A 20,818-nucleotide genomic window follows, 5' to 3' on the forward strand; every position below is an offset into this window, starting at 1 on the left:
TTAATTATTGGGTATGTAGAAGAAAAAGCAACGCGTTTTCCATTTGATATTAACATGGTACGGGCTTTGGGGGAATAGTGAAACGGACCGGAGGCGGAAATTATACTGGACCAAGGTCGTGGACTCTTCCGCCATCCCTTGCGGGGGCTGGATTTACAAATATCGGGCGATGCGATAAAATCGGGGGGAAATTGGGAGGCACGCCTGAAATGAAGAATAATGAAGAGGATGGTCTTCGATGTACAAATTGATTTTGGCGGATGACGAGGAAGACGTTAGGGAAGGTCTGCTGCAATTGATTGATTGGGAAAGTCTTGGATTTCAGGTCATGGATACCGCGGAGAACGGCAAGGAAGCTGTAGAACTGGTGGACAAGCATTTGCCCGACATCGTGGTAACGGATATCCAGATGCCGTTTATGAACGGCCTTGAGCTTTCCGAATGGATCAGGGAAACGTACCCGGCCATGAAGATTATTATTCTTACCGGTTTTGAGGAGTTCGAGTATGCTCAAAAGGCCATTCGTCTCGGCATCGACGAGTATGTGCTCAAGCCGTTTTCTTCGGCGGAACTCGCCGCGGTGCTCGGAAAGGTCAAGACGCAGATCGATGAGGAGCGAGCGGAAAAAGAAAACGTTCAACTGCTGACCGAGCATTACCGCAAAAATTTGCCGATTCTGCAAAGCCTGTTTCTGTCCAGCCTGGTCTCCCGGCGTCTGCCTAAGGCGGAAATTCATGAAAAAGGCAGGCATTACGATCTGAACCTGGACGGGGAAGGCTACATGATTGCCACACTCCGAATCGATCCGGTCCAACTGCAGGAAGCGGCGGTACGCAAGCCGGGGGGCTCGCTGTCGCTCCGCGAAACCCAGGATACGCAGTTGCAGTTGTTCGCCGTGCTGAATATCGCCTCGGAGCTCGTCGGCAGGGATCAACCGGGTGATAAAGTGTTTATTCACCACGACGAAATCGTCATGCTTCGCGTATTTGACAGCGCTGTCAGTGCGGACGACGAGGGAATCACGGCGCGAATGTTGCAGCTGTTGGAAGAAATCCGCTTTAGTGTGGAACGTTTTTTGAAGTTGACGGTTACTATAGGTGTCGGTTCGATAAGAACCGATGTCGGCGAGGTGTTTGCGTCCTACCAGGAAGCGCAGCGGGCGCTGGATTACCGGCTGATTTTGGGGAGCGGCAAGGTGATCTGGATTCAGGATGTGGAAGCGAGGCAGGTCGTTCCGTTTACGTTCGATGAGGTGAAGGAAAAGGAACTGATCCGCGTTCTTAAAGTCGGCAGCGACGAAGAATTGAAGGAGATGCTGGAGAAACTGTTTAGCGGCCTGCTGGACAGCCGTATCTCATACCAGGATTATCAGGTATATCTCCTGATGATGTTGACGGCGATCATAAAGGCGTCCCAAGAGGTTCATGCGGATATGGACAGTCTGTTCGGGGAAAGCTCGCTGTTTCTGGGGCAGATCTCCAAGCTCAAACATGCAGCCGAGGCGAAGGATTGGTTCACGAAAGTATGCCTAACCCTAAAGCACTCGATAGCCAGCGAGCGGCAAACCAGCTACAACCGGCTGGTCGAGGAAGCCAAAGCCTACATTCAGGCCCATTACGGAGAAAGCGACCTTTCCATCGCCAAAGTATGCAAGCAGCTTCATATTAGTACGGGCTACTTCAGCGGCATTTTCAAAAAAGAGACAAAGACGACTTTCGTCAATTACTTGATGGGAGTCCGAATGGAGGCCGCGCAACATCTGCTGCGAACGACCGATCTTAAATCGTTTGAGATCGCGGAAAAGGTCGGATTCGCCGATCCGAACTATTTCAGCTTTTGCTTCCGGAAGAAATTCGGCATTTCGCCGAAGGAATACCGGAACGGAGTCGGCGGGCTATGAAGTGGACGCGGGCGGTCGCCCGATTGCTCAAGGGCTTCCATTTCAAAAAGATCCAGGTGTTAATCTCGTTCTCGTCGATTACGATTACGATTCTGGCCGTCGTCCTGGTCAGCTTTCTGCTGTTCGACCGTTTTTCCAAAGCGGCGGAAGAGAATGCCTATCTTAATCTCGGCCAAATCATCGAACAGGTCAACTCGAACCTGGAAATGTACGTGAGCGGGATGCAGGACATCTTTCAAGTCGCGCAGGACAAAATGAGCAAAGCTTCCGACATCACGGATGAACCGAAGCTGGAGGAGCAGCTAGAAACGCTAATGGGAACGAGGCAGGACCTCGTGTCCATCGCGCTCTTCACGAAAGAGGGCGAGCTCGTGCGGGGCGTTCCGGCTTATCCGATGCGGCGAAATACCCGGCTGACCGAACAGTTATGGTTCGAATCCGCGCTCCGCCATCCGAAAGAACTGCAGTTTTCGCCGCCGCATATTCAGAATTTGTTTAAGTCCGAATACCGTTGGGTAGTGTCCATGAGCAGGCTTATCAAGTACCGGGATGACTCCCGGGACCAGGAAGGCGTGCTCGTGATGGACATCAATTTTCGAACGATCGATGAATTGAGCCAGCGGGTCAGCCTTGGCAAAAAAGGATATGTTTATATCATCGACAGCGTTGGAAATATCGTCTATCACCCGCAGCAGCAGCTCATTTATGCCGGGTTGAAATATGAAAATATCGAGCCGGTACTCAACTACGCCTTTGGAAGTTATTTGGATGAAACGGAGGGCGAACAGCGGTTGATTACGATTCAAACCGTGAAACCGGCCGGTTGGAAAATCGTCGGGGTCGCCTATGCGGAGGAGTTTCTGACGACGCGAAAGGAGCTTGGCGGCTTTTTATACGGCTTTCTGTTGGCTGCCATCGCGGTGATTTTGGTAATCAATCTGTACGTATCCGCGCGGATTTCGCAGCCGATTCGGCGGCTGGAACGCTCCGTCAAAATGGTGGAAAAGGGAGACTTCGGCACGAGTGTGCATGTCGGCGGGGCGTATGAGGTGGAGCAGCTTTCCAAACGGTTCAACCTCATGCTGCGGCGGATCCGGGAGCTGATGGACCAGATTATACGCGAACAGGAAGCGAAACGGAAAAGCGAACTGGATGTGCTCCAGTCCCAGATCAATCCCCACTTCTTATACAACACACTAAATTCCGTGACCAGAATGGCGGAGCTTGGGCGGACGGAGGAAGTGGTGACGACGATCACGTCGCTGTCCCGGTTTTTCCGCATCAGTCTGAGCAAGGGCGATCATATTATCACGGTTCAGGATGAGCTGGAACATGTCCGGCATTACCTAATTATCCAGACGATCCGGTTCAAAAACAAATTCACCTACGAAATCCAAGCCGATGAAGGAGCACTGGATTGCCTTACCCTGAAGCTGATATTACAGCCGCTGGTTGAGAACGCGATCCACCACGGCATCGAAAAATCGGCTGAAGCCGGATTTATCGGGGTGTACGCCCGGTTCGCCGGGGATCATCTGGAACTGATCGTCAAGGACAACGGGATCGGGATGACAGAGGAAACGCTGAGCAAACTCCGGTCCGGCAACCTGCGAAGCGAGAAAGGCTCCGGCGTCGGCGTGACCAATGTTCAGGAGCGCGTCAGCCTCTATTATGGGGAGCCGTACGGATTGTACTTCGACAGCGAGCCGGAAGAGGGAACGACCGTAACGATCAAGCTGCCGATCGTGAAGCCTGAGAAGCCTGAGAAGCCTGAGAAGCCTGAGAAGCCTGAGAAGCCTGAGAAGCCGGAAAAGTCGGGAAATGGAGGGGAGAACGAATGAAGTTTGGCTTGAATGCGGCAAAGGGCGTATTGCTCGGCTTGCTGCTGCTTCCTTTGTCGGCTTCCTGCGCCCCCGCCGGAAATGGCCCGATGGACGAGCGGCCGCTTATGGTCGACATGATCGTGAAGATGGATCGGGGGGACTACTGGAGCACGGTCAAAATGGGGGCGGAGGTGGCGGCCAAGGAATTTAACGTGAAGCTGAACTTTATCGCCCCGGATAACGAGAACGACTATAAAGACCAAATCCGGCTTATGGAGGAATCCATTGCGCGAAAGCCGGATGCGATCGTGCTGGCCGCCAGCGATTATGAGGCATTGGGTCAGGTTACCGACAGGACCTCTTATTTTAACATTCCGGTCATCTCGATGGATTCGGAGGTGGCTTCAACCAAGGTGAAAACCTATGTCGGCACCAATAATTACGAAGCCGGGCAGAAGGCTGCGCAGCGTTTGGTCGAACTGACCGGGAAAGAGAGCGAAATCGCCATCGTCAACTTTGTGAAGGGCGCGCGAAATGCCGATCAGCGGGAGGAAGGCTTTTTGGATTATGTGGCCCGGTTTCCGGGGATTGCCGTTGTGGACATCCAGTATTGCGGTTCGGACGAGGAGCTTGCCTATCGGCTGACCCGGCGGATTCTGGAGCGGCATCCGGGGCTGGACGGGCTGGTATCCTTGAGCGCCGAGTCTTCCATCGGTGCGGGACGCGCGGTGGTAGAGCTCGGCTACGGCGGCAAAGTGAAGCTAATTGCGTTTGATAATCCGCCGGAGATGCTGGAATTGCTCCAGGAGGAGACCGTCCACGCGATGGTGGTGCAAAATCCGTTCAACAACGGTTATATGGCGGTCAACGCCGCGGTAATGGCGGCCCGGGGCGAACGGCTGGAAGACCGCATTCCGACCGACACCAAGCTGATCGACCTCGATAATATGCTGTGGCCGGAAAATCAAAAGCTGCTGTTCCCTTTTGTGAAATAAGCGTACCGGGAGTATTTTTATGGCGCCCGGGTAAATTACAGGAGAACCCATTTATTTATCCATAGAAAGGGAGGGAGACAGGTGAGTGAAAAAGATATACTGCACACCGGCGCGGTGGATACGACCCGGGTGTTGGAGGATTTGTGGTGCGTCCGGACGCTGATGGTCAATGTCGGCTTCGCAGGCCATCCGGATCGGGGGGACTGGATTTTGGTAGACACGGGGGTGGGGCCTTTCCGGAATGCCCTGGTCGAGGAGGCGGACCGGTTGTTCGGCCGGCCGCCGCAAGCGATCGTGCTGACGCACGGGCACTTCGATCATGTCGGCAATGTGATTGAGCTGGCCGATTTGTGGGGGATTCCGGTCTATGCTCACGTCCTTGAGTTCCCCTATCTCACCGGCCTGGAAGACTATCCGGAAGGCGATCCCACCGTCGGAGGCGGTCTGATGGCGGGCGTGGCACCGTTATATCCCAACCGGGCGATCGATCTTAAGGACCGGCTCCTCCCGCTGCCGGATGACGGCCGGGTCCCGGGCGCTCCCGAGTGGCGGTGGATCCCGACGCCGGGACACAGCCCCGGCCATGTGTCCTTGTTCCGTGAGCGGGATAAGGCGTTAATTGCCGGCGATGCGTTCATCACCGTCAAGCAGGAGTCGGCTTTGGCCGTCATGAAGCAGGAGCTCGAGCTGCACGGGCCGCCGATGTACTTTACGCCGGACTGGGAGGCGGCGAAGGAGTCGGTGCGAAGGCTAGCGGCCTTGACGCCGGAGGTGGCCTTAACGGGACACGGCCAGCCGATGAGCGGACGGGACCTGCAGTTCGGGTTAAATCGGCTCGCCGAGCATTTCGACGAGCTTGCGGTTCCGAAGCAGGGCAAATATGTGAATGATGAGGAGAAGGTCTAGGGCAAACCCGGGCCTTCTTTTTTGTATTTTAACCTCATGAGAATTTTAATAGAACATCTGAGGATTTTTGATTCGCAATCGCGAGGAAACAAGGCATAATGAAAACGTATCCAAGAGGATAAATAAAGATAACTCAAATCAGTTCAGGAGGTCATTTATATGAAAAAAATCGGATCGGCACTATTGGCTGCGGTACTTCTCGGAGGAGCGCTTGCCGGTTGCTCCAGCGGCGGCGGAAGCAAAGAAAGCGGCGGTAACGGGGCCGCGGAACCGAAAGTCGGCGTAGCGATCTATAAATTTGACGACACCTTCATGACCGGCGTACGCAATTCGATCGAGAAGAATGCGGGCGGCATCGCCAAGGTGGATATCGTCGACAGCCAAAACTCGCAGCCTACCCAGAACGATAAAATCGACTTGTTTCTGACGAAGAAGACGAATGCCCTGATCGTCAACCCGGTGGACCGGACGGCCGCAGGCGTCATTATCGATAAAGCGAAAGCCAAGGAAACGCCGGTGGTCTTCCTGAACCGTGAACCGCTGCCGGAAGATATGAAGAAATGGGACAAAGTCTACTACGTCGGTGCGAAAGCGGAAGAATCCGGTACGCTTTCCGGTCAAATCGTCGTCGATTACTGGAAGGCCAATCCGAAGGCGGATAAGAACGGCGACGGTGTGCTCCAATACGTCATGTTGAAGGGCGAGCCTGGGCACCAAGACGCCGAGCTGCGGACTCAGTATTCGATTCAGGCGGTGGAAGACGCCGGGATCAAGGTAGAGAAAGTAGCCGAGGATACCGCCATGTGGGACCGCGTTAAAGGCCAAGAGAAAATGGCCGCGTTCCTGGCCGCGAACGGCGACAAAATCGAAGCCGTCTTTGCGAACAACGACGACATGGCCCTCGGTGCGATTGAAGCTTTGAAAGCCGCAGGCTACTTTACAGGCGACAAATATATGCCGGTTGTGGGCGTAGACGCCACCGCCCCGGCACTTCAAGCCCTTGAGCAAGGCACGATGCTCGGCACCGTACTCAACGACGCCGAAAACCAAGGCAAAGCGGCGGTCACCCTGGCTTCCCTGCTGGCTAAAGGCGGCGAAGTGAACAAGGACAGCGTAGGTTTCGAGATTACCGACAATCAATACGTGTGGATTCCTTACCAAAAAGTAACGAAAGAAAACGCAGCGCAATTCAAGTAAACCGCTGCGACTGCAGCAGGACTTCTCATCATCATCATATATGGGAGGTTCGGGCCTGACGGTGCGAGCCTCCTGTTTTTTAGATCAAGCGAATGTAAGGATGGCGACTTAGGAGGAAACGCTTGCTGTGCCTCTGCAGGAATAGAAAAAAATAGGGGGCGTTGAGTATGACAGATTCGAAGTATGCATTGGAGCTGAAGGACATCTCCAAGGAGTTTCCCGGCGTTAAGGCGCTGGATGGCGTAACGCTGCAAGTGCGGCCCGGAACGGTGCATGCCCTGATGGGCGAGAACGGGGCGGGGAAATCGACATTGATGAAATGCCTGTTCGGGATTTATAAACCCGACGGAGGCGAAATTTATTTGGACGGGCAAAAAGCCGACATCAACAACTCCAGCGATGCGCTTCGCCTTGGAGTCTCCATGATTCACCAGGAATTGCACCCGGTGCCGTTCCGCAATGTGATGGAAAATATATGGCTTGGCCGATTCCCGCTGAAAGGCGCGGGTCCCTTCAAATTTGTGGACCACAAGAAAATGCACCGGGACACGGAAGAGCTGTTTAAACAATTAGATATAGATTTAAGTCCGGATACGCTCGTCGGGAAATTGTCGGTATCCAAAATCCAATCCATCGAAATTGCGAAAGCGGTTTCTTTCCATTCGCGGATCATCGTGATGGACGAACCGACATCCTCCTTGACGAGTGTGGAAGTGGAGCATCTTTTCCGGATTATTAACGATCTGAAAAGACGCGGAGTCGCTATCATTTACATCTCCCACAAAATGGAGGAAATATTGCGGATTTCCGACGATGTCACCATCATGCGTGATGGTAAAAAGATCGGGACCTGGCCGGCGATTGAAATGACCACCGATCTGATTATCTCGAAAATGGTGGGACGCGACCTGACGCAGCGGTTTCCGGATCGGTACAATACGCCGAACGGCGTCATCTTGAAGGTAGACGGTTTGACCTCCCCGGATCCGAAGTCGTTTAATAACGTGTCTTTCGAGCTCCGCAAAGGCGAGATTCTGGGAGTGGGCGGGCTGGTTGGCGCGCAGCGGACCGAGCTGATCGAGGCGTTGTTCGGGCTCCGCGAGATCAAAAGCGGGACGATTTCGATCAACGGCAAAGAAGTGAAGATCCGCAGCGCCGGGGACGCCAAACGCCACGGGCTTGCCCTGCTGACGGAGGAACGGCGAACGACGGGGATTTTCCCGGTATTGTCCGTGCACGAAAATGCGGCGATCGCCAATATGGAGCGCTACGTCAAGCCGTACGGCTTGCTGGATGACCGGCGCAAAAAAGAAGAGGTCGACAAGATGGTCGCGAAGCTGCGGACCAAAACGCCCACCACGAAAACGTTGATTATGAATTTGTCGGGGGGGAATCAGCAAAAGGTACTGCTCGCACGCTGGCTGTTGACCGAACCAGACATCCTCCTGCTCGATGAGCCGACGCGGGGGATCGACGTGGGCGCCAAATACGAGATTTATTCCATCATTGCGGATTTGGCGCTGCAGGGCAAAAGCATCATCATGATTTCCTCCGAAATGCCGGAGCTGTTAGGCATGTCGGACCGGGTGATGGTCATGTCCGAAGGCCGCTTGACGGGAATATTGGAAGGCAGCAAGGCTTCGGAAGAAGAAATCATGCGTTTGGCGGCCCAGCACTAAGGCCATTCAAGGAGGAGAAAAATCATGCAAACGAAAAAGATACAGAATTTTGTAACCCAAAACGCCATCTATATTGTTCTAGCCGTGCTGGTGATTGGCATCGCCGTCTACGATCCCAGCTTTATCGGAGTCAATACTTTGCGCGATATTTTGATTCAGTCGTCCACCCGGGTCATTATCGCCCTTGGTGTGGCCTTCATTCTGATCACCGGCGGCACGGACTTGTCGGCCGGCCGGATGGTCGGTTTGACCGCGGTCATCTCCGCATCCCTGCTGCAGGTGGAGAACTATCCGCGCCGGTTTTTTCCGGACCTGCCGCATCTGCCGCTGCTCGTACCGATTCTGATCGCTATTGTCGTCGGTCTGATCTTCGGTCTGATCAACGGATTGATCGTCGCAAAATTTAAAGTACCACCATTTATCGCCACTTTGGGTACCATGGTTGCCATTTACGGCATTAACTCGCTGTACTTCGATACGGAACCGAACCAATCGCAGCCGATCGGCGGTTTGCGCGACGACTTCACGACGCTGGGCTCCGGCAGCATCGGCAGCGGCGAATTCTCGCTTCCTTATATCGTACTCATCGCGATCGCCGTCTGCTTTATCGTCTGGGTGATGTTCAATAAAACCCGCCTCGGCAAAAATATGTACGCGATCGGCGGCAACGAACAGGCCGCAAAGGTATCCGGTATTAATGTCACCAAGTATTTGATTTATATTTATTCCATCGCAGGCGCCCTGTACGGGTTGGCCGGGGTGCTGGAAGCGGCCAGAACCGGCGGCGCCACGAACAACTATGGGAACATGTACGAGCTTGACGCGATTGCGGCTTGCGTGGTTGGCGGCGTGTCCACCACAGGCGGAATCGGCACCGTGCCGGGCGTTATGGCCGGAGTACTCATCTTCACCGTCATTAACTACGGTTTGACTTTCGTCGGGGTCGGCCCATACTGGCAGCAAATTATCAAAGGGGCGATCATTGTGGCCGCCGTCGCGTTTGATATGAGAAAATACGCATCCAAGAAATAGTCCGATAGACCTAGAAAAGACGCCTCAGAGCGGATGTCCCGCTTCGGGGCGTTTTGTTGTGGTCCTGCGGCAGGAACTTTCATTTTTCCATAAATTTCGTATGCATCCGGCAATTTCCCGTGCTAAAATGTGTTAAGGAAACCAATTCGTGTAGAAAAAAATAAAAATGAGGGGAGACAAGTTGAAGAGATGAGCATAAAAAAGGTCGGAAAAGGCTTATTATTCGCTGTCTTGGCAGGTGCGCTGCTGTTCTCTCCCGTTTTGGACCATCCTGTGAGAGCCGAGGTTCCATCGAAGAAGGCCGTTGCGGCCGCATATGCCAAAATCCAAACCGAACGCGCTTCGGAGGTCGTGAAACTGGTGAACAAAGAACGGGCAGCCGCCGGGTTGAAACCGCTGACCATACATACCAATCTTTCGAAAATGGCCAAGCTCAAGGCCATGGATATGTTTAAGAACAATTATTTTGACCACACTTCCCCCGAGTACGGGTCACCGTTCGACATGATGGATACGTTTAATATTACTTATCGCTATGCGGGTGAGAATATCGCCATGGGTCAGACGACCGCCAAGGAAGCCGTAAGGGACTGGATGAACAGCCCCGGCCATAAGGCGAATATTCTGAATGCCCATTACACGCTGATCGGGGTCGGTTATTATAACGGGTACTGGGTGCAGGAGTTTATCGGAAAGTAGTTTACACCGAGGTTTTATAATATTTCCGGTACAGGTAGGGCGTAATGTCCTCGAATTTTTTAAACGTTTTGATAAAATACCCCGGCTCATTAAAGCCAAGTTCATCGCTGATTTGCGCTACGGGCATATCGGTGACCTCCAGAAGCTGCTTGGCCCAGCTGATTTTAAGTTTGGCCAAATAAGCCGTAAAATTTTCCCCTGTTTCCTTGGTGAAGAGCCTGCTGAAATAGCTTGGACTGATGTGGCACAAATCCGCCATTTGCTTAAGGGAGGCCTGCTCGCTTTTGTGGCGGTGAATATACTCGAAAGCGGGCTTTAGAACGCTGTTCGTACATGCGTAGGATTCGGAATCCGTCTTATTCAGGTAGGCGTCGGCAATGACGTTTGTCATCTCTTTTTTGATGGATTCGATATTTTTGAGCGAATAGCCCGGTAGAATGGTGGAGACATTAACGGTCTCGCCATTTCCGGCTGTTTTTTCAAACATCTCGATCAGCAGATTTTTATTTAGCGCTTCCTCAACGATGTAGTTGCATAACAGAAACAGCATGTTGGAGATTTTGACCACTTCCTCATAAGTCATGACGGGGAGTTCGTCGTAGAAGTGTTGGAGTTCGGCACGTTTGGTCCGGTGCAGCCGGGTATCTTTCAAACTCAGAATCTGTTCGAGGTCCCGGGCATTTTCCGGATCGGACAACCTGACCTGGCCGGCCATCACCGCTCCGATGTACTTGTCATCCACGGAGATCGGGATAGCGATATCGATAATGTTAAAATGACAAAGGTAGACATACGGAGCATTGGAACGGACGGATTCAAGGCCGCCGCGGGAATCGCATTTCAGGCAGTACGGAAGGAGCTCGGGGTCTTTCCGCACATGTCGGCAGAAGGCCTGACAGCTGCTATGGCTCGTGACGGGATTTCCTTTATAATCCACCGTAAGGATCGCGAGGTTGGTCACGGTCGCCAGTGAATCTTGAAGACGCTTCCATTTATTTAAATCTAGAATTTTGTGAATACGCAGATGCTCCTGGATCATCGTTCGCACCCTCTCGTTGTTTATGTCATAAGGATACCATTTATCCGGAAAAGTGCAAAATTTTACGATTTGGAATTGCAATTATCCGTAATCTTTGTTCCCTTTCAAGACCGTTTATCTCGGCTATAATTTAAGGTATTAAAAAATAAAATTGATATAACCAAGGAGGAAGAACGATGAGAAAAGCGTTTATAAGCCCCGCAAAATATGTACAGGGAGAGGACGAACTGCTGAATCTGGGCTATTTTGTCCGCTCTTTCGGAACATCCGCATTGTTGATTGCCCACCGTGACGATGTGGCCCGTGTAAAGGATAAGCTGGAAGCTACGGCGGAGAAATTCGGGATTACCTTTGTTGAAAGCGGTTTTATGGGAGAGTGTTCCCGGCAGGAGGTAGCCCGCTTGCAACAGATCGCCAAGGAAAAAGGCTGCACATGCACCGTGGGCCTCGGCGGCGGGAAGGCCATTGACGCGGCGAAATGCGTAGCCCAAGGCGAAGCGCTGATCATCTGCCCGACGATCGCCGCGACGGACGCGCCCACCAGTCATTCCGCCGTCCTCTATACACCGGAGGGGGCTTTTGACGATTACGCTTATTTCAAACAAAGTCCAAACGTTGTTCTGGTCGATACGACGGTGATCGCCAATGCGCCGACGCGCTTCCTCGTTGCCGGGATGGGCGACGCTTTGTCGACCTATTTTGAAGCCCGGGCAACGGCCAAGTCATACTCGCGAGTCAATGCCAGCCTGCCGACGGGAACCCGGGAAGGCGTTTGTCCGCCTGCCGTCGGGACACATGCGGCACTGGCCTTGGCAACCCTATGCTATGAAATACTGCTGAAGGATGGCGCTAAAGCCAAGGTCGCCTGCGACGCGAACAAGGTCACACAGGCATTGGAGAATATTGTGGAGACCAATATTTTGCTGTCCGGCCTCGGTTTCGAAAGCGCGGGCTTGGCCGGAGCCCATGCGATCCATGACGGACTTACGATTTTGGAAGGAACCCATCACTATTACCATGGGGAAAAAGTCGCCTTCGGAACTTTGGCCCAATTGGTCCTTGAAAATGCGCCTAACGAAGAGCTGCATCAGGTACTCGACTTTTGCCTGGATGTAGGTTTGCCGGTTTGTCTGGAGGATATCGGGGTCGACTCGATCGGGGAGGACGAACTTCAGAAAGTGGCGGAAAAGGCCTGTATTCCCGAAGAATCAATCCATTCGATGCCGTTCCCGGTCAAGGCGGAAGAGGTGGCTGCGGCAATTGCCACAGCGGACAGAATCGGCAAAAAGTATAAAACGTCAAGGGAGGCAAACCGGTGAAGAAAATCATCAATCGACCCGAGGATGTTGTCGCGGAAATGTGCAGAGGTATTGCCTTGGCGCATCCTGAGCTTGAATTCGTAAAGAAACATAAGATCATCAAGAGGAAGCGCATCGATGAGAACAAAGTGAGTTTGATCAGCGGCGGCGGGAGCGGCCACGAGCCCGCCCATGCGGGGTTCGTGGGAAAAGGGATGCTGGATGCGGCCGTGTGCGGCGATGTCTTCGCTTCGCCTTCCCAAATTCAGGTCTATCAAGCCATTAAGGCGACTGCCGGCAAAAAAGGAGCCCTGCTGATCATCAAAAATTACAGCGGGGATATGATGAATTTCAAGAATGCGGCTTTTTTGGCCGGGGAAGACGGAATTGAGGTGGAGTACGTTCGGGTTGAGGATGATATTGCCGTCCAAGACAGCCTTTACACCGTTGGAAGACGGGGTGTTGCGGGGACGGTACTTGTTCACAAAATCGCCGGGGCCGCGGCTGAAGAAGGGCGGAGCTTGCGGGAAGTCAAGGAGGTTGCCGAGAAAGCGGCCTCACGGGTTCGCACCATCGGTTTCGCCCTGACTTCCTGTACCGTTCCGGCCAAAGGGACGCCGACGTTTGAAATCGCCGCGGATGAGATGGAATATGGCGTTGGCATCCATGGAGAGCCGGGCATCCGGCGCGAAAAAGCCGCATCGGCCGACGAGCTTGCCGGACGGATGGTACATGCGCTTTTGGAGGATTTGAGTATCGGCGGGGGGGAAGGCCGGGAAATCGCTTTGCTGATCAACGGATTTGGGGCTACCCCTTTGCAGGAGCTGTATGTTCTGAATCATGCAGTAACCAAGGAACTGGTCAAGAGATCCGGTCTGCAAATTTGCAAGACATTCGTCGGCAACTACATGACCAGCATCGATATGGCGGGGGCATCCGTCTCGATCATGAAACTGGACGACGAATTAAAGCAACTGTTGTTTGCGGAGAGCGATACACCGGCATTTAAAATGACCGGCACCGAAGCGGCCGCCGATTATCGGGAAATCCTCGAGGAGCAGGATGTCGAGGGGCAAGAAGTATTCTTCACAGCGGAAACCCCGGAGGAATATGGGCTGATCCGTGACAACGAGATCCAACTGCGTAATATGATCTATCTTGTCGACAAAATGAGTGAAATCATCATTAAAAATGAGGTGCCTTTCTGTGAGCTCGATGCCCATGCCGGAGACGGGGATTTCGGCATGAGCGTGGCCAAGGGCTTCAAGCAGTTGAAGCGTGAGTGGAAAGAGATTATCTCCGGTCAGGGGGAACATATCGGCGATTTTCTTGAAGCGTGCTCCTTGGTCATTATGGAACACTGCGGAGGAGCCTCCGGCCCGATTTGGGGCTCGGCTTTTCGGGCGGCCGGGAAAGCGGCGGGCACGAAGGCCCGGCTTAATGTGGCCGACATGGGTGACCTGCTGCAGGCGGCCGTGCGCGGAATTCAGGCTACGGGGGAACGTTCCTTCGGACGCGGAGCCGTCGTCGGGGACAAAACGCTGATCGATGCGCTCGCCCCGTGCGCGGACTCCTGGACGGCCAGCGCTAAGGCGGGAGACGACATGCTGACCGCCTTCCGGAAGGCGGCGGAAGCGGCCGAGGATGGCGCGAGAAGAACTGCGGATTTCGTCGCCCGGATGGGACGTGCCGGAAATGTCGGTGAGCGCAGCCTTGGTTATCCCGATGCGGGCGCTTACGCATTGGGGGTTATTTTCAAAGCGCTCTCGGAGAGTTTGAAATAGGGGCGAATCAGGCTTAGAAAACGGACGGGATCAATCCCGTCCGGCTACCCGGACCTTGCTTGCGGATGCAAGCGGGTCTTTTTTTTTAATTATTTTTAATAAACGGTGAAACCTCTTCCTTCGCACCACGTAAACATTATTCAAGAAGGCAAAACATTTGGGGAGGAAACTAAACCATGTCGATTTTTAAAAGATTACGCGATTTAACGATGTCCAACATTAACGCAATGATTGATAAAGCGGAAGATCCGATCAAAATGACCGATCAATATATCCGGGACATGCAGGAAGATTTGGAGGATGCCGAAAAGGCGGTAGCCGCGCAAATCGCGATCGAGAAGAAATTCAAGGCGCTGTATGAGGAACAGGAAGCGCTGGTGGCCAAACGGACGCAGCAGGCTCACACGGCCGCGCAGGCGCAAAATGTGGATTTGGCCCGCCGCGCGCTGGAGGAGAAGAAGTCCGCGGAAGAGAAAATGGCCGAATATAAAGCCAACTATGAACAGAACAAAACGGCGGCCGACAATCTCCGCAAGAAACTGGAAGAGATGCGCAAGCAGTTGACCGAGATGAAAAACAAGCGCGAAACGCTGGTTGCACGATATAATGCGGCTAAGGCGCAAACGGAGATTAACAAGGCGATGACCGGATTCGGTTCGGACACGGCTGCCCAAGGCCTGAAACGCATGGAAGAGAAAATGATGCAGATGGAAGCCCGCGCCGAAGCCAGCAATGAAATGGCCGCCAAAGGCGCCGATCTGGACGAGGAGTTCGAGAAGCTCGGCAAAGACAAAGAAGTGGAAGACGAATTGGCTGCACTGATGAAGCAGTACGAGAATAAACAATAGGATTTTCGAAACGACGGTAAAGCGAGGCAGCGAAGCTCATGAGTGTTTGGAAAAGAATCGGAAACCTGTTCGCGAAGCCACAGCCGCCCCAGGCGGAGAAGAGCATGCTCACTCTGGCGCCCGGCGACATGTGCGAAGTGTCGCTGGTGACTTATGAGGTGACGGGGCGGGTTCATAACCGCGGCCGTAATGCCGTGGTACTGACCCTGCAGGACGGGGCCCAGATCAGCTACCTGCTTATCGAAGAGCGGGAAACGCTGCGGTACCAGCTCTACCGGCCGATTGACGGGCGGTTGGATACGCCGGATGAGGTTCCGGCCGAGATGGAGCTGGACGGAAGAACTTACTACCTCGACGAGCAATACATCGGGACGGTGACGGTCTCCGGACGGACCCCTTTCATGCAGGGTGGTGAGCAGTATGTTTGGCAGTTTCAGTCGGATGATTTTGCATTATTGCGGATTGAGTGGCAAAACGGCCGCTTCATGCTCTATGAAGGCGAGAAAGTGATTGCGGCGGACGTGAAAGTAATCCGGGCTAGTTAGTTGCTAATAAATTGAAGGGCTGTCCGCGGCGAAAAGGCTGAAGGACAGCCTTTCTTTGTCGAAATGTCCGAGAGAAATTTGCTTCTCAGGGCAGTAAAGCTTTATGGTTATTACATAAACTGGAGAGAATAAGAAGGACAACATCTTACGGGAGGCGAGCTGATGAAGACAACATCCGGCATCCGGCGTACGGCCGTCCTGGTTTCGGTCTCGGTACTGGGGACGTTATTGCTGTTGTCCGGGTTCGTATATGCGGTCAAGGATATCCTGAATCCCGTCGCATCCCTTGCGGACCGGCCGGCACCATCGGACGCTGTGGAGCGGGGAGGAAATGGAGTCGCTTCGCTGGATGTCACCGCGCTTGGCGATTCCCTGGCCAAGGGGACGGGGGACGATACGGGCAGCGGTTTTTCGCGCAGGGTCGTGGATTTGCTGAACCGGCAGGGTGCGAAGTCCAAGCTGATTAACAATCTGGGCATTAACGGGCTGACGACGAAAGAGCTTCTCCCCATGCTGGAGGAGCCCGGCGTACAATACTCGCTGAAGCAGGCGGGGGTTATTTTGCTGTCCATTGGAGCCAATGATTTATTTGACGGGGAGCAGCGGCTGGAGACACGAACGGAGATTCCGACGGAGAACGAATTGGAACAAGCCATCAAAGGCGCTTCAACGAACTTGGTCGAAATTGTGAAGAGAATCCATGAGATCAATCCGCAGGCACAACTAGTGTATATCGGATTGTACAACCCGTTTTCCGATATGAAACAGTTGAAGGAGGCGGGAGACGAAGCGGTGGCCCGCTGGAACGCCATAGCGGCGGAGGAGATCTCTTCCCTGGAGGGGAGCCGGGTCACGCCAACGGCCGACCTGTTTACGCTGCGTGCTTCGAGCTATCTATCCGGCGATCATTTTCATCCGAACGGAACGGGATACCAGGCGATTGCCGAAAGGATCGCCCAGGGCATCGCCATACCTTAGGAATTACGGGAGTGTGGGCAGCATGGCTGTAGAAACAGTTTTAAAGGTAGAACGTTTGAAGAAAAAGATCGGCGCCAAATGGATCGTCAAGGACGTGAGCTTCGAGGTGCGGGCAGGGGAAATTTTCGGCTTCCTGGGGCCGAACGGAGCGGGAAAGACAACCACCATCCGCATGCTGGTCGATCTGATCCGCCCGACGGAGGGCAGCGTGCGGGTTTGCGGCTTTGACGTAAACCGGGACCCCGAACGGGCGCTCGCCTTTGTCGGTTCCATCGTAGAGAATCCCGAAGTGTATGCCTACCTCACTGGGTGGGAAAATTTAGAACAGTTTGCCCGCATGGTGAAAGGGGTGGACCGGGACCGGATCGTGGAAGTCAGCGAATTAGTCGGCCTGCGGGAACGGATTCATGACAAGGTCAAAACCTACTCTCTTGGCATGCGCCAGCGGCTGGGCATCGCTCAAGCCTTGCTCGGGCGGCCGAAGCTGCTGATTCTGGACGAGCCGACAAACGGGCTCGACCCGAAGGGGATCAAGGAGCTGCGGCAATTTATTCGCAGCCTGGCGGAAGAGGGGCTGGCGGTGCTCGTCTCAAGCCACTTACTGAGCGAGATTCAGCTGCTCTGTGACCGGGTGGCGATTATCAGCCGGGGAAGCGTACTGGCGGTCGGCACGGTAAGCGACTTGATCCGCGAAAGCGCCGGCTATGTCATTTGGGAGCTGGCGCCGAAAGCGGAAGGCCGGGCGCTGCTTGAATCCGCCGGCGTCAAGGTGATTGAACGGGCGGAAGAGGTGCTTGACGACGCCGTCCTGGCGGGGATGTCCGCGAACTCGGTGGTGGCACAAATGCAGAGCGAGGAAGTTCCGCAACTGCTCGCCGACCTGGTTGCGGCCGGCGTGAAGGTAAGCTCGGTGCACAAAATCAATCCGACGCTGGAACAACTGTTTCTGGAAATGACAGGCGGTGAAACGATTGAATAAATCCCTCATGCTTTCTTTAATTCAGAACGAAATGATCAAAATGGTCCAGAAAAAACGTTTCTATGTCGTTCTGTTGGTTCTGCTCGTTCTCGTGCCGATCTTTGCGTACGCCCAATTGAAGCAGGCGGAGGACAAAATCGAAAAATACGGAAGTGACTGGCGCCGCGAAGTGCAGCAGGCGATCACCGACAATCAGAACTCGCTAGGAAGCGATCGGGTGCCGGAGGAATGGAAAAAGTACCGGCAAATTTATATCCAGCAACTGAAGTACTATCTGGAGCATGACGTGAATCCGGCGCAGCCCGGCGGGGTATCGTTTACCCGCGAATTTCTCGACAACGCTTCATCTTTGTTCATCCCGCTGCTGATTATGGGTATCGGTTCGGACATCGTATCCTCGGAACGGACGTCCGGCACGATCAAGGTGCTGCTGACCCGTCCGGTCCGCCGTTGGAAAATCCTGCTGAGCAAGCTGATCACGCTGCTGATGTTCGTGTCGCTGATCGTTCTGTCCACTTTTGTCATATGCTATTTGATATCGGGGCTCTTTTTCGGATACCAGGGATTTGACGCCCCGGTCTTTACGGGATTTCAACTTTCCGGCTCCGATGTGGACATTTCGGCGGTGCATGCGGTCCCGCAGTGGAAATATTTGTTTATGCAAGCCGGATTGGTCTGGTTTGTCGGCGTGACCGTAGCTGTTCTGGCCTTCATGGTCTCGGTATTGGTCCGCAGTACGGCGGCCAGCATCGTGATTATGATGGCGTCGCTGATCGCCGGCAGCATTTTGAGCAATATGGCTTCATCGTGGGCGAGCGCCAAGTATTTGTTCATGGTCAACCTGGGATTAACCAATTATCTGGCGGGAACGCCGGCTCCCATCGAGGGAATGACGCTGGGTTTTTCCCTGGCCGTGCTGGGGATCTGGGCCGCCGCCTCATTGGTCGTTTCATTCCTTGTCTTTACGAAACAGGATATATTGCATTAAAATGGACAAGGATAACAAAACATCTGTTTGCATTGTAGACGTAAAGTGCTTGTTCTCGGAGAGAAACTTTCTAAAGAGAGAACCTTTTTGGAACAACCTCTTCCATGGACTACATAAAGAAGATAAAAGGGGGAGCATGAATGGCCGAACAAATCGATTTGTTCGAAGACGCCTCCGGGGTCAAGCCGGGCCAGGCGGCTTCGGGATACGAAGCGGACGACATTCAGGTGCTCGAAGGGCTTGTCGCGGTACGTAAACGACCAGGTATGTATATCGGCAGTACGAGTTCGTCGGGACTTCATCATCTGGTATGGGAGATCGTGGATAATGCGGTCGACGAGCATTTGGCCAAATTTTGCACCAAAATCGAGATTACATTAAATAAAGACGGATCTGTTACCGTATTCGATAACGGTCGCGGCATTCCGACCGGGATGCACAAGACGGGCATTCCCACGCCGCAGGTCGTCTATACGATTCTGCACGCCGGCGGGAAGTTCGGCGGCTCCGGTTACAAGAAATCGGGCGGTCTGCACGGGGTCGGCGCTTCGGTGACCAACGCCTTGTCCGAATGGCTCGAGGTCGAGATTTACCGGGAGGGCAAAATCCACCGGATGCGGTTCGAGTACTGGGTGGACGATCAGGGAGTCGAGCATGTCGGCGAACCGGTCACAGGCCTGGAGGTGCTTGGAAATACGAACCGGACCGGGACAAAGGTGACGTTCAAGCCGGACATTCGCGTCTTTGTCAATGGAATCGGACTCAATTATGATACGCTCGCGGAACGTTTGCAGGAGATCGCTTTTCTGAATTCGGGCCTCAAAGTGACCTTGAAGGATGAGCGGTCGGATCGTTCCGACGAGTTTTTTTACGAGGGCGGCGCCAGCCAGTTCGTGCAGTTTCTGAACGAAGGCAAAGATGTGCTGCATGACGTGGTTCATTTCTACGCCGAGCGGGACGATATCGAGGTGGAGGTGGCCCTGCAGTATAACGCGGGGTATACGGAAACGCTCGCTTCCTTCGTGAACTCGATCCCGACCCGGGGCGGCGGGACGCATGAAACGGGCTTCAAGACGGCTTACACGCGCGTCATGAACGATTATGCCCGCAAGAACGGCATGCTGAAGGAAAAGGACAAAAACCTCGAAGGCAACGATTTGCGCGAAGGCATGATGGCCGTTATCAGCGTCAAGATGTCGGAGGTCGAGTTCGTGGGCCAAACGAAGGACCAGCTCGGCAGCGCTTCCGCGCGCAGCACGGTCGACGCGGTCGTGTCCGAGAAGATGGCGCTGTTCCTGGAAGAGAATCCGCAGGTGGCGCAAACGCTGATCAAGAAGGCGGTTCAGGCCTCCAAAGCGAGAGAAGCGGCGCGCAAGGCCCGGGATGAGATGCGTTCGGGCAAGAAGCGGAGCGAAAGCTCCAATCTGGGCGGGAAGCTGACGCCGGCGCAATCGAAGGATTTTACGCGCAACGAACTGTTTATTGTGGAAGGCGATTCCGCCGGCGGTTCCGCTAAGCAGGGCCGGGACTCCAAAATTCAGGCGATTCTTCCGCTGAAAGGTAAGCCGATGAATCCGGAGAAAGCCCGGTTGGCCGATATTTTGAAGAACGACGAGTACCGGGCGATCATCTCCGCGATCGGCGCGGGGATCGGGCCGGAATTTGCGGTGGAAGACAGCAATTACTCCAAAATCATAATCATGACCGATGCCGATACGGATGGAGCACACATCCAGGTGCTGCTGCTGACCTTCTTTTACCGTTACATGAAGCCGTTGATCGACGCGGGCCGGGTTTATATCGCCCAGCCTCCGCTTTACAAGATCACCCGTCGTTCCGGCAAGCTGGAGACCGTCCGGTATGCGTGGAACGAAGAACAGCTGCAGAATTATCTGAAGGAGTTCGGTAAGAACTTTGAACTCCAGCGGTACAAGGGACTCGGGGAAATGAACCCTGAGCAGCTCTGGGAAACGACGATGAATCCCGAAACCCGCACGATGCTCCAGGTTCAGATCGAAGACGCCGCGAAGGCGGAACGGCGCGTTTCCACCCTGATGGGAGACAAGGTCGATCCGCGGAAGCGCTGGATTGTGGAGAATGTGGATTTCACGGATTATGAGGAATAGAA

The 20,818-nt window shown here is 53.9% G+C and carries 17 protein-coding genes; 16 read left to right on the top strand and 1 reads right to left on the bottom strand.

What is annotated here, in order from left to right; translation table 11 throughout:
* Nucleotides 1–238: 238 nt before the first annotated feature.
* The 8 genes from V4U84_RS10220 (at nt 239) to V4U84_RS10255 (ending at nt 10,231) form a co-directional block, all read left to right on the top strand.
* Nucleotides 239–1,900, top strand: a complete 1,662-nt coding sequence (locus V4U84_RS10220; RefSeq protein WP_334071492.1) for a response regulator — start codon at nt 239–241, stop codon at nt 1,898–1,900.
* A complete protein-coding gene (locus tag V4U84_RS10225) occupies nt 1,897–3,741 on the top strand; it encodes a sensor histidine kinase (RefSeq protein WP_334071491.1) in 1,845 nt (614 codons plus the stop codon). Before V4U84_RS10220 ends, V4U84_RS10225 begins: the two co-directional genes overlap by 4 nt.
* Nucleotides 3,738–4,718 (top strand): substrate-binding domain-containing protein, encoded by a 981-nt coding sequence (locus tag V4U84_RS10230; protein WP_334071490.1) that lies wholly within the window; start codon nt 3,738–3,740, stop codon nt 4,716–4,718. Before V4U84_RS10225 ends, V4U84_RS10230 begins: the two co-directional genes overlap by 4 nt.
* An 81-nt stretch (nt 4,719–4,799) precedes the next feature.
* Nucleotides 4,800–5,624, top strand: coding sequence for an MBL fold metallo-hydrolase (locus tag V4U84_RS10235; protein WP_334071489.1), 825 nt, complete (start codon nt 4,800–4,802; stop codon nt 5,622–5,624).
* 159 nt (nt 5,625–5,783) lie between these two features.
* Nucleotides 5,784–6,821: a galactose ABC transporter substrate-binding protein gene (locus V4U84_RS10240; protein WP_334071488.1), complete on the top strand. Its 1,038-nt coding sequence runs from the start codon at nt 5,784–5,786 to the stop codon at nt 6,819–6,821.
* Between the two features lie 167 nt (nt 6,822–6,988).
* Nucleotides 6,989–8,500, top strand: coding sequence for a sugar ABC transporter ATP-binding protein (locus tag V4U84_RS10245; protein WP_334071487.1), 1,512 nt, complete (start codon nt 6,989–6,991; stop codon nt 8,498–8,500).
* 24 nt (nt 8,501–8,524) lie between these two features.
* Entirely contained in the window at nt 8,525–9,532 is a 1,008-nt protein-coding gene (mglC, locus tag V4U84_RS10250; protein WP_334071486.1) for a galactose/methyl galactoside ABC transporter permease MglC, read from the top strand.
* A gap of 189 nt (nt 9,533–9,721) precedes the next feature.
* Nucleotides 9,722–10,231, top strand: a complete 510-nt coding sequence (locus tag V4U84_RS10255) for a CAP domain-containing protein (RefSeq protein ID WP_334071485.1) — start codon at nt 9,722–9,724, stop codon at nt 10,229–10,231.
* 1 nt (nt 10,232) lies between these two features.
* Here the strand turns inward: V4U84_RS10255 and V4U84_RS10260 are convergent, their stop codons facing one another.
* Nucleotides 10,233–11,270 carry a PocR ligand-binding domain-containing protein gene (locus V4U84_RS10260; protein ID WP_334071484.1) on the bottom strand — a complete coding sequence of 346 codons (1,038 nt, stop codon included), beginning with the start codon at nt 11,268–11,270 and terminating at the stop codon, nt 10,233–10,235.
* A gap of 176 nt (nt 11,271–11,446) precedes the next feature.
* Between V4U84_RS10260 and V4U84_RS10265 the strand changes: the two genes are divergently transcribed.
* The 8 genes from V4U84_RS10265 to parE all read left to right on the top strand — a co-directional run bounded on the left by V4U84_RS10265 (nt 11,447) and on the right by parE (nt 20,816).
* A complete protein-coding gene (locus V4U84_RS10265) occupies nt 11,447–12,589 on the top strand; it encodes a glycerol dehydrogenase (protein WP_334071483.1) in 1,143 nt (380 codons plus the stop codon).
* Nucleotides 12,586–14,352: a dihydroxyacetone kinase subunit DhaK gene (dhaK, locus tag V4U84_RS10270; protein WP_334071482.1), complete on the top strand. Its 1,767-nt coding sequence runs from the start codon at nt 12,586–12,588 to the stop codon at nt 14,350–14,352. Before V4U84_RS10265 ends, dhaK begins: the two co-directional genes overlap by 4 nt.
* A 176-nt stretch (nt 14,353–14,528) precedes the next feature.
* Nucleotides 14,529–15,200 (top strand): PspA/IM30 family protein, encoded by a 672-nt coding sequence (locus V4U84_RS10275; RefSeq protein WP_334071481.1) that lies wholly within the window; start codon nt 14,529–14,531, stop codon nt 15,198–15,200.
* A 38-nt stretch (nt 15,201–15,238) separates the two neighbouring features.
* Nucleotides 15,239–15,745, top strand: coding sequence for a DUF4178 domain-containing protein (locus V4U84_RS10280; RefSeq protein ID WP_334071480.1), 507 nt, complete (start codon nt 15,239–15,241; stop codon nt 15,743–15,745).
* Between the two features lie 162 nt (nt 15,746–15,907).
* Nucleotides 15,908–16,723 (top strand): GDSL-type esterase/lipase family protein, encoded by an 816-nt coding sequence (locus tag V4U84_RS10285; RefSeq protein WP_334071479.1) that lies wholly within the window; start codon nt 15,908–15,910, stop codon nt 16,721–16,723.
* Nucleotides 16,724–16,745: 22 nt separating this feature from the next.
* The gene (locus tag V4U84_RS10290; protein ID WP_334071478.1) at nt 16,746–17,702 is read left to right on the top strand and encodes an ABC transporter ATP-binding protein; all 957 of its coding nucleotides are present in this window, start codon (nt 16,746–16,748) and stop codon (nt 17,700–17,702) included.
* Between the two features lie 7 nt (nt 17,703–17,709).
* Nucleotides 17,710–18,690 carry an ABC transporter permease gene (locus tag V4U84_RS10295; RefSeq protein WP_334071477.1) on the top strand — a complete coding sequence of 327 codons (981 nt, stop codon included), beginning with the start codon at nt 17,710–17,712 and terminating at the stop codon, nt 18,688–18,690.
* 140 nt (nt 18,691–18,830) lie between these two features.
* On the top strand, nt 18,831–20,816 hold the full coding sequence (gene parE / locus V4U84_RS10300; RefSeq protein WP_334071476.1) for a DNA topoisomerase IV subunit B: 1,986 nt from the start codon (nt 18,831–18,833) through the stop codon (nt 20,814–20,816).
* The last annotated feature ends 2 nt before the right edge of the window (nt 20,817–20,818 follow it).

Origin of the sequence: Paenibacillus sanfengchensis (assembly GCF_036864765.1) — a bacterium.
GTDB lineage: Bacteria > Bacillota > Bacilli > Paenibacillales > Paenibacillaceae > Fontibacillus > Fontibacillus sanfengchensis.

Excerpts from the sequence above, each read along its gene's own strand:
- V4U84_RS10230 (WP_334071490.1), top strand. The coding sequence starts at position 3,738 with ATGAAGTTTGGCTTGAATGCGGCAAAGGGCGTATTGCTCGGCTTGCTG.
- V4U84_RS10260 (WP_334071484.1), bottom strand. The coding sequence starts at position 11,270 with ATGATCCAGGAGCATCTGCGTATTCACAAAATTCTAGATTTAAATAAA.
- V4U84_RS10285 (WP_334071479.1), top strand. The coding sequence starts at position 15,908 with ATGAAGACAACATCCGGCATCCGGCGTACGGCCGTCCTGGTTTCGGTC.
- mglC (WP_334071486.1), top strand. The coding sequence starts at position 8,525 with ATGCAAACGAAAAAGATACAGAATTTTGTAACCCAAAACGCCATCTAT.
- V4U84_RS10265 (WP_334071483.1), top strand. The coding sequence starts at position 11,447 with ATGAGAAAAGCGTTTATAAGCCCCGCAAAATATGTACAGGGAGAGGAC.
- V4U84_RS10280 (WP_334071480.1), top strand. The coding sequence starts at position 15,239 with ATGAGTGTTTGGAAAAGAATCGGAAACCTGTTCGCGAAGCCACAGCCG.
- V4U84_RS10255 (WP_334071485.1), top strand. The coding sequence starts at position 9,722 with ATGAGCATAAAAAAGGTCGGAAAAGGCTTATTATTCGCTGTCTTGGCA.
- V4U84_RS10225 (WP_334071491.1), top strand. The coding sequence starts at position 1,897 with ATGAAGTGGACGCGGGCGGTCGCCCGATTGCTCAAGGGCTTCCATTTC.
- V4U84_RS10220 (WP_334071492.1), top strand. The coding sequence starts at position 239 with ATGTACAAATTGATTTTGGCGGATGACGAGGAAGACGTTAGGGAAGGT.
- V4U84_RS10275 (WP_334071481.1), top strand. The coding sequence starts at position 14,529 with ATGTCGATTTTTAAAAGATTACGCGATTTAACGATGTCCAACATTAAC.
- V4U84_RS10245 (WP_334071487.1), top strand. The coding sequence starts at position 6,989 with ATGACAGATTCGAAGTATGCATTGGAGCTGAAGGACATCTCCAAGGAG.
- V4U84_RS10240 (WP_334071488.1), top strand. The coding sequence starts at position 5,784 with ATGAAAAAAATCGGATCGGCACTATTGGCTGCGGTACTTCTCGGAGGA.
- V4U84_RS10290 (WP_334071478.1), top strand. The coding sequence starts at position 16,746 with ATGGCTGTAGAAACAGTTTTAAAGGTAGAACGTTTGAAGAAAAAGATC.
- V4U84_RS10295 (WP_334071477.1), top strand. The coding sequence starts at position 17,710 with ATGCTTTCTTTAATTCAGAACGAAATGATCAAAATGGTCCAGAAAAAA.
- parE (WP_334071476.1), top strand. The coding sequence starts at position 18,831 with ATGGCCGAACAAATCGATTTGTTCGAAGACGCCTCCGGGGTCAAGCCG.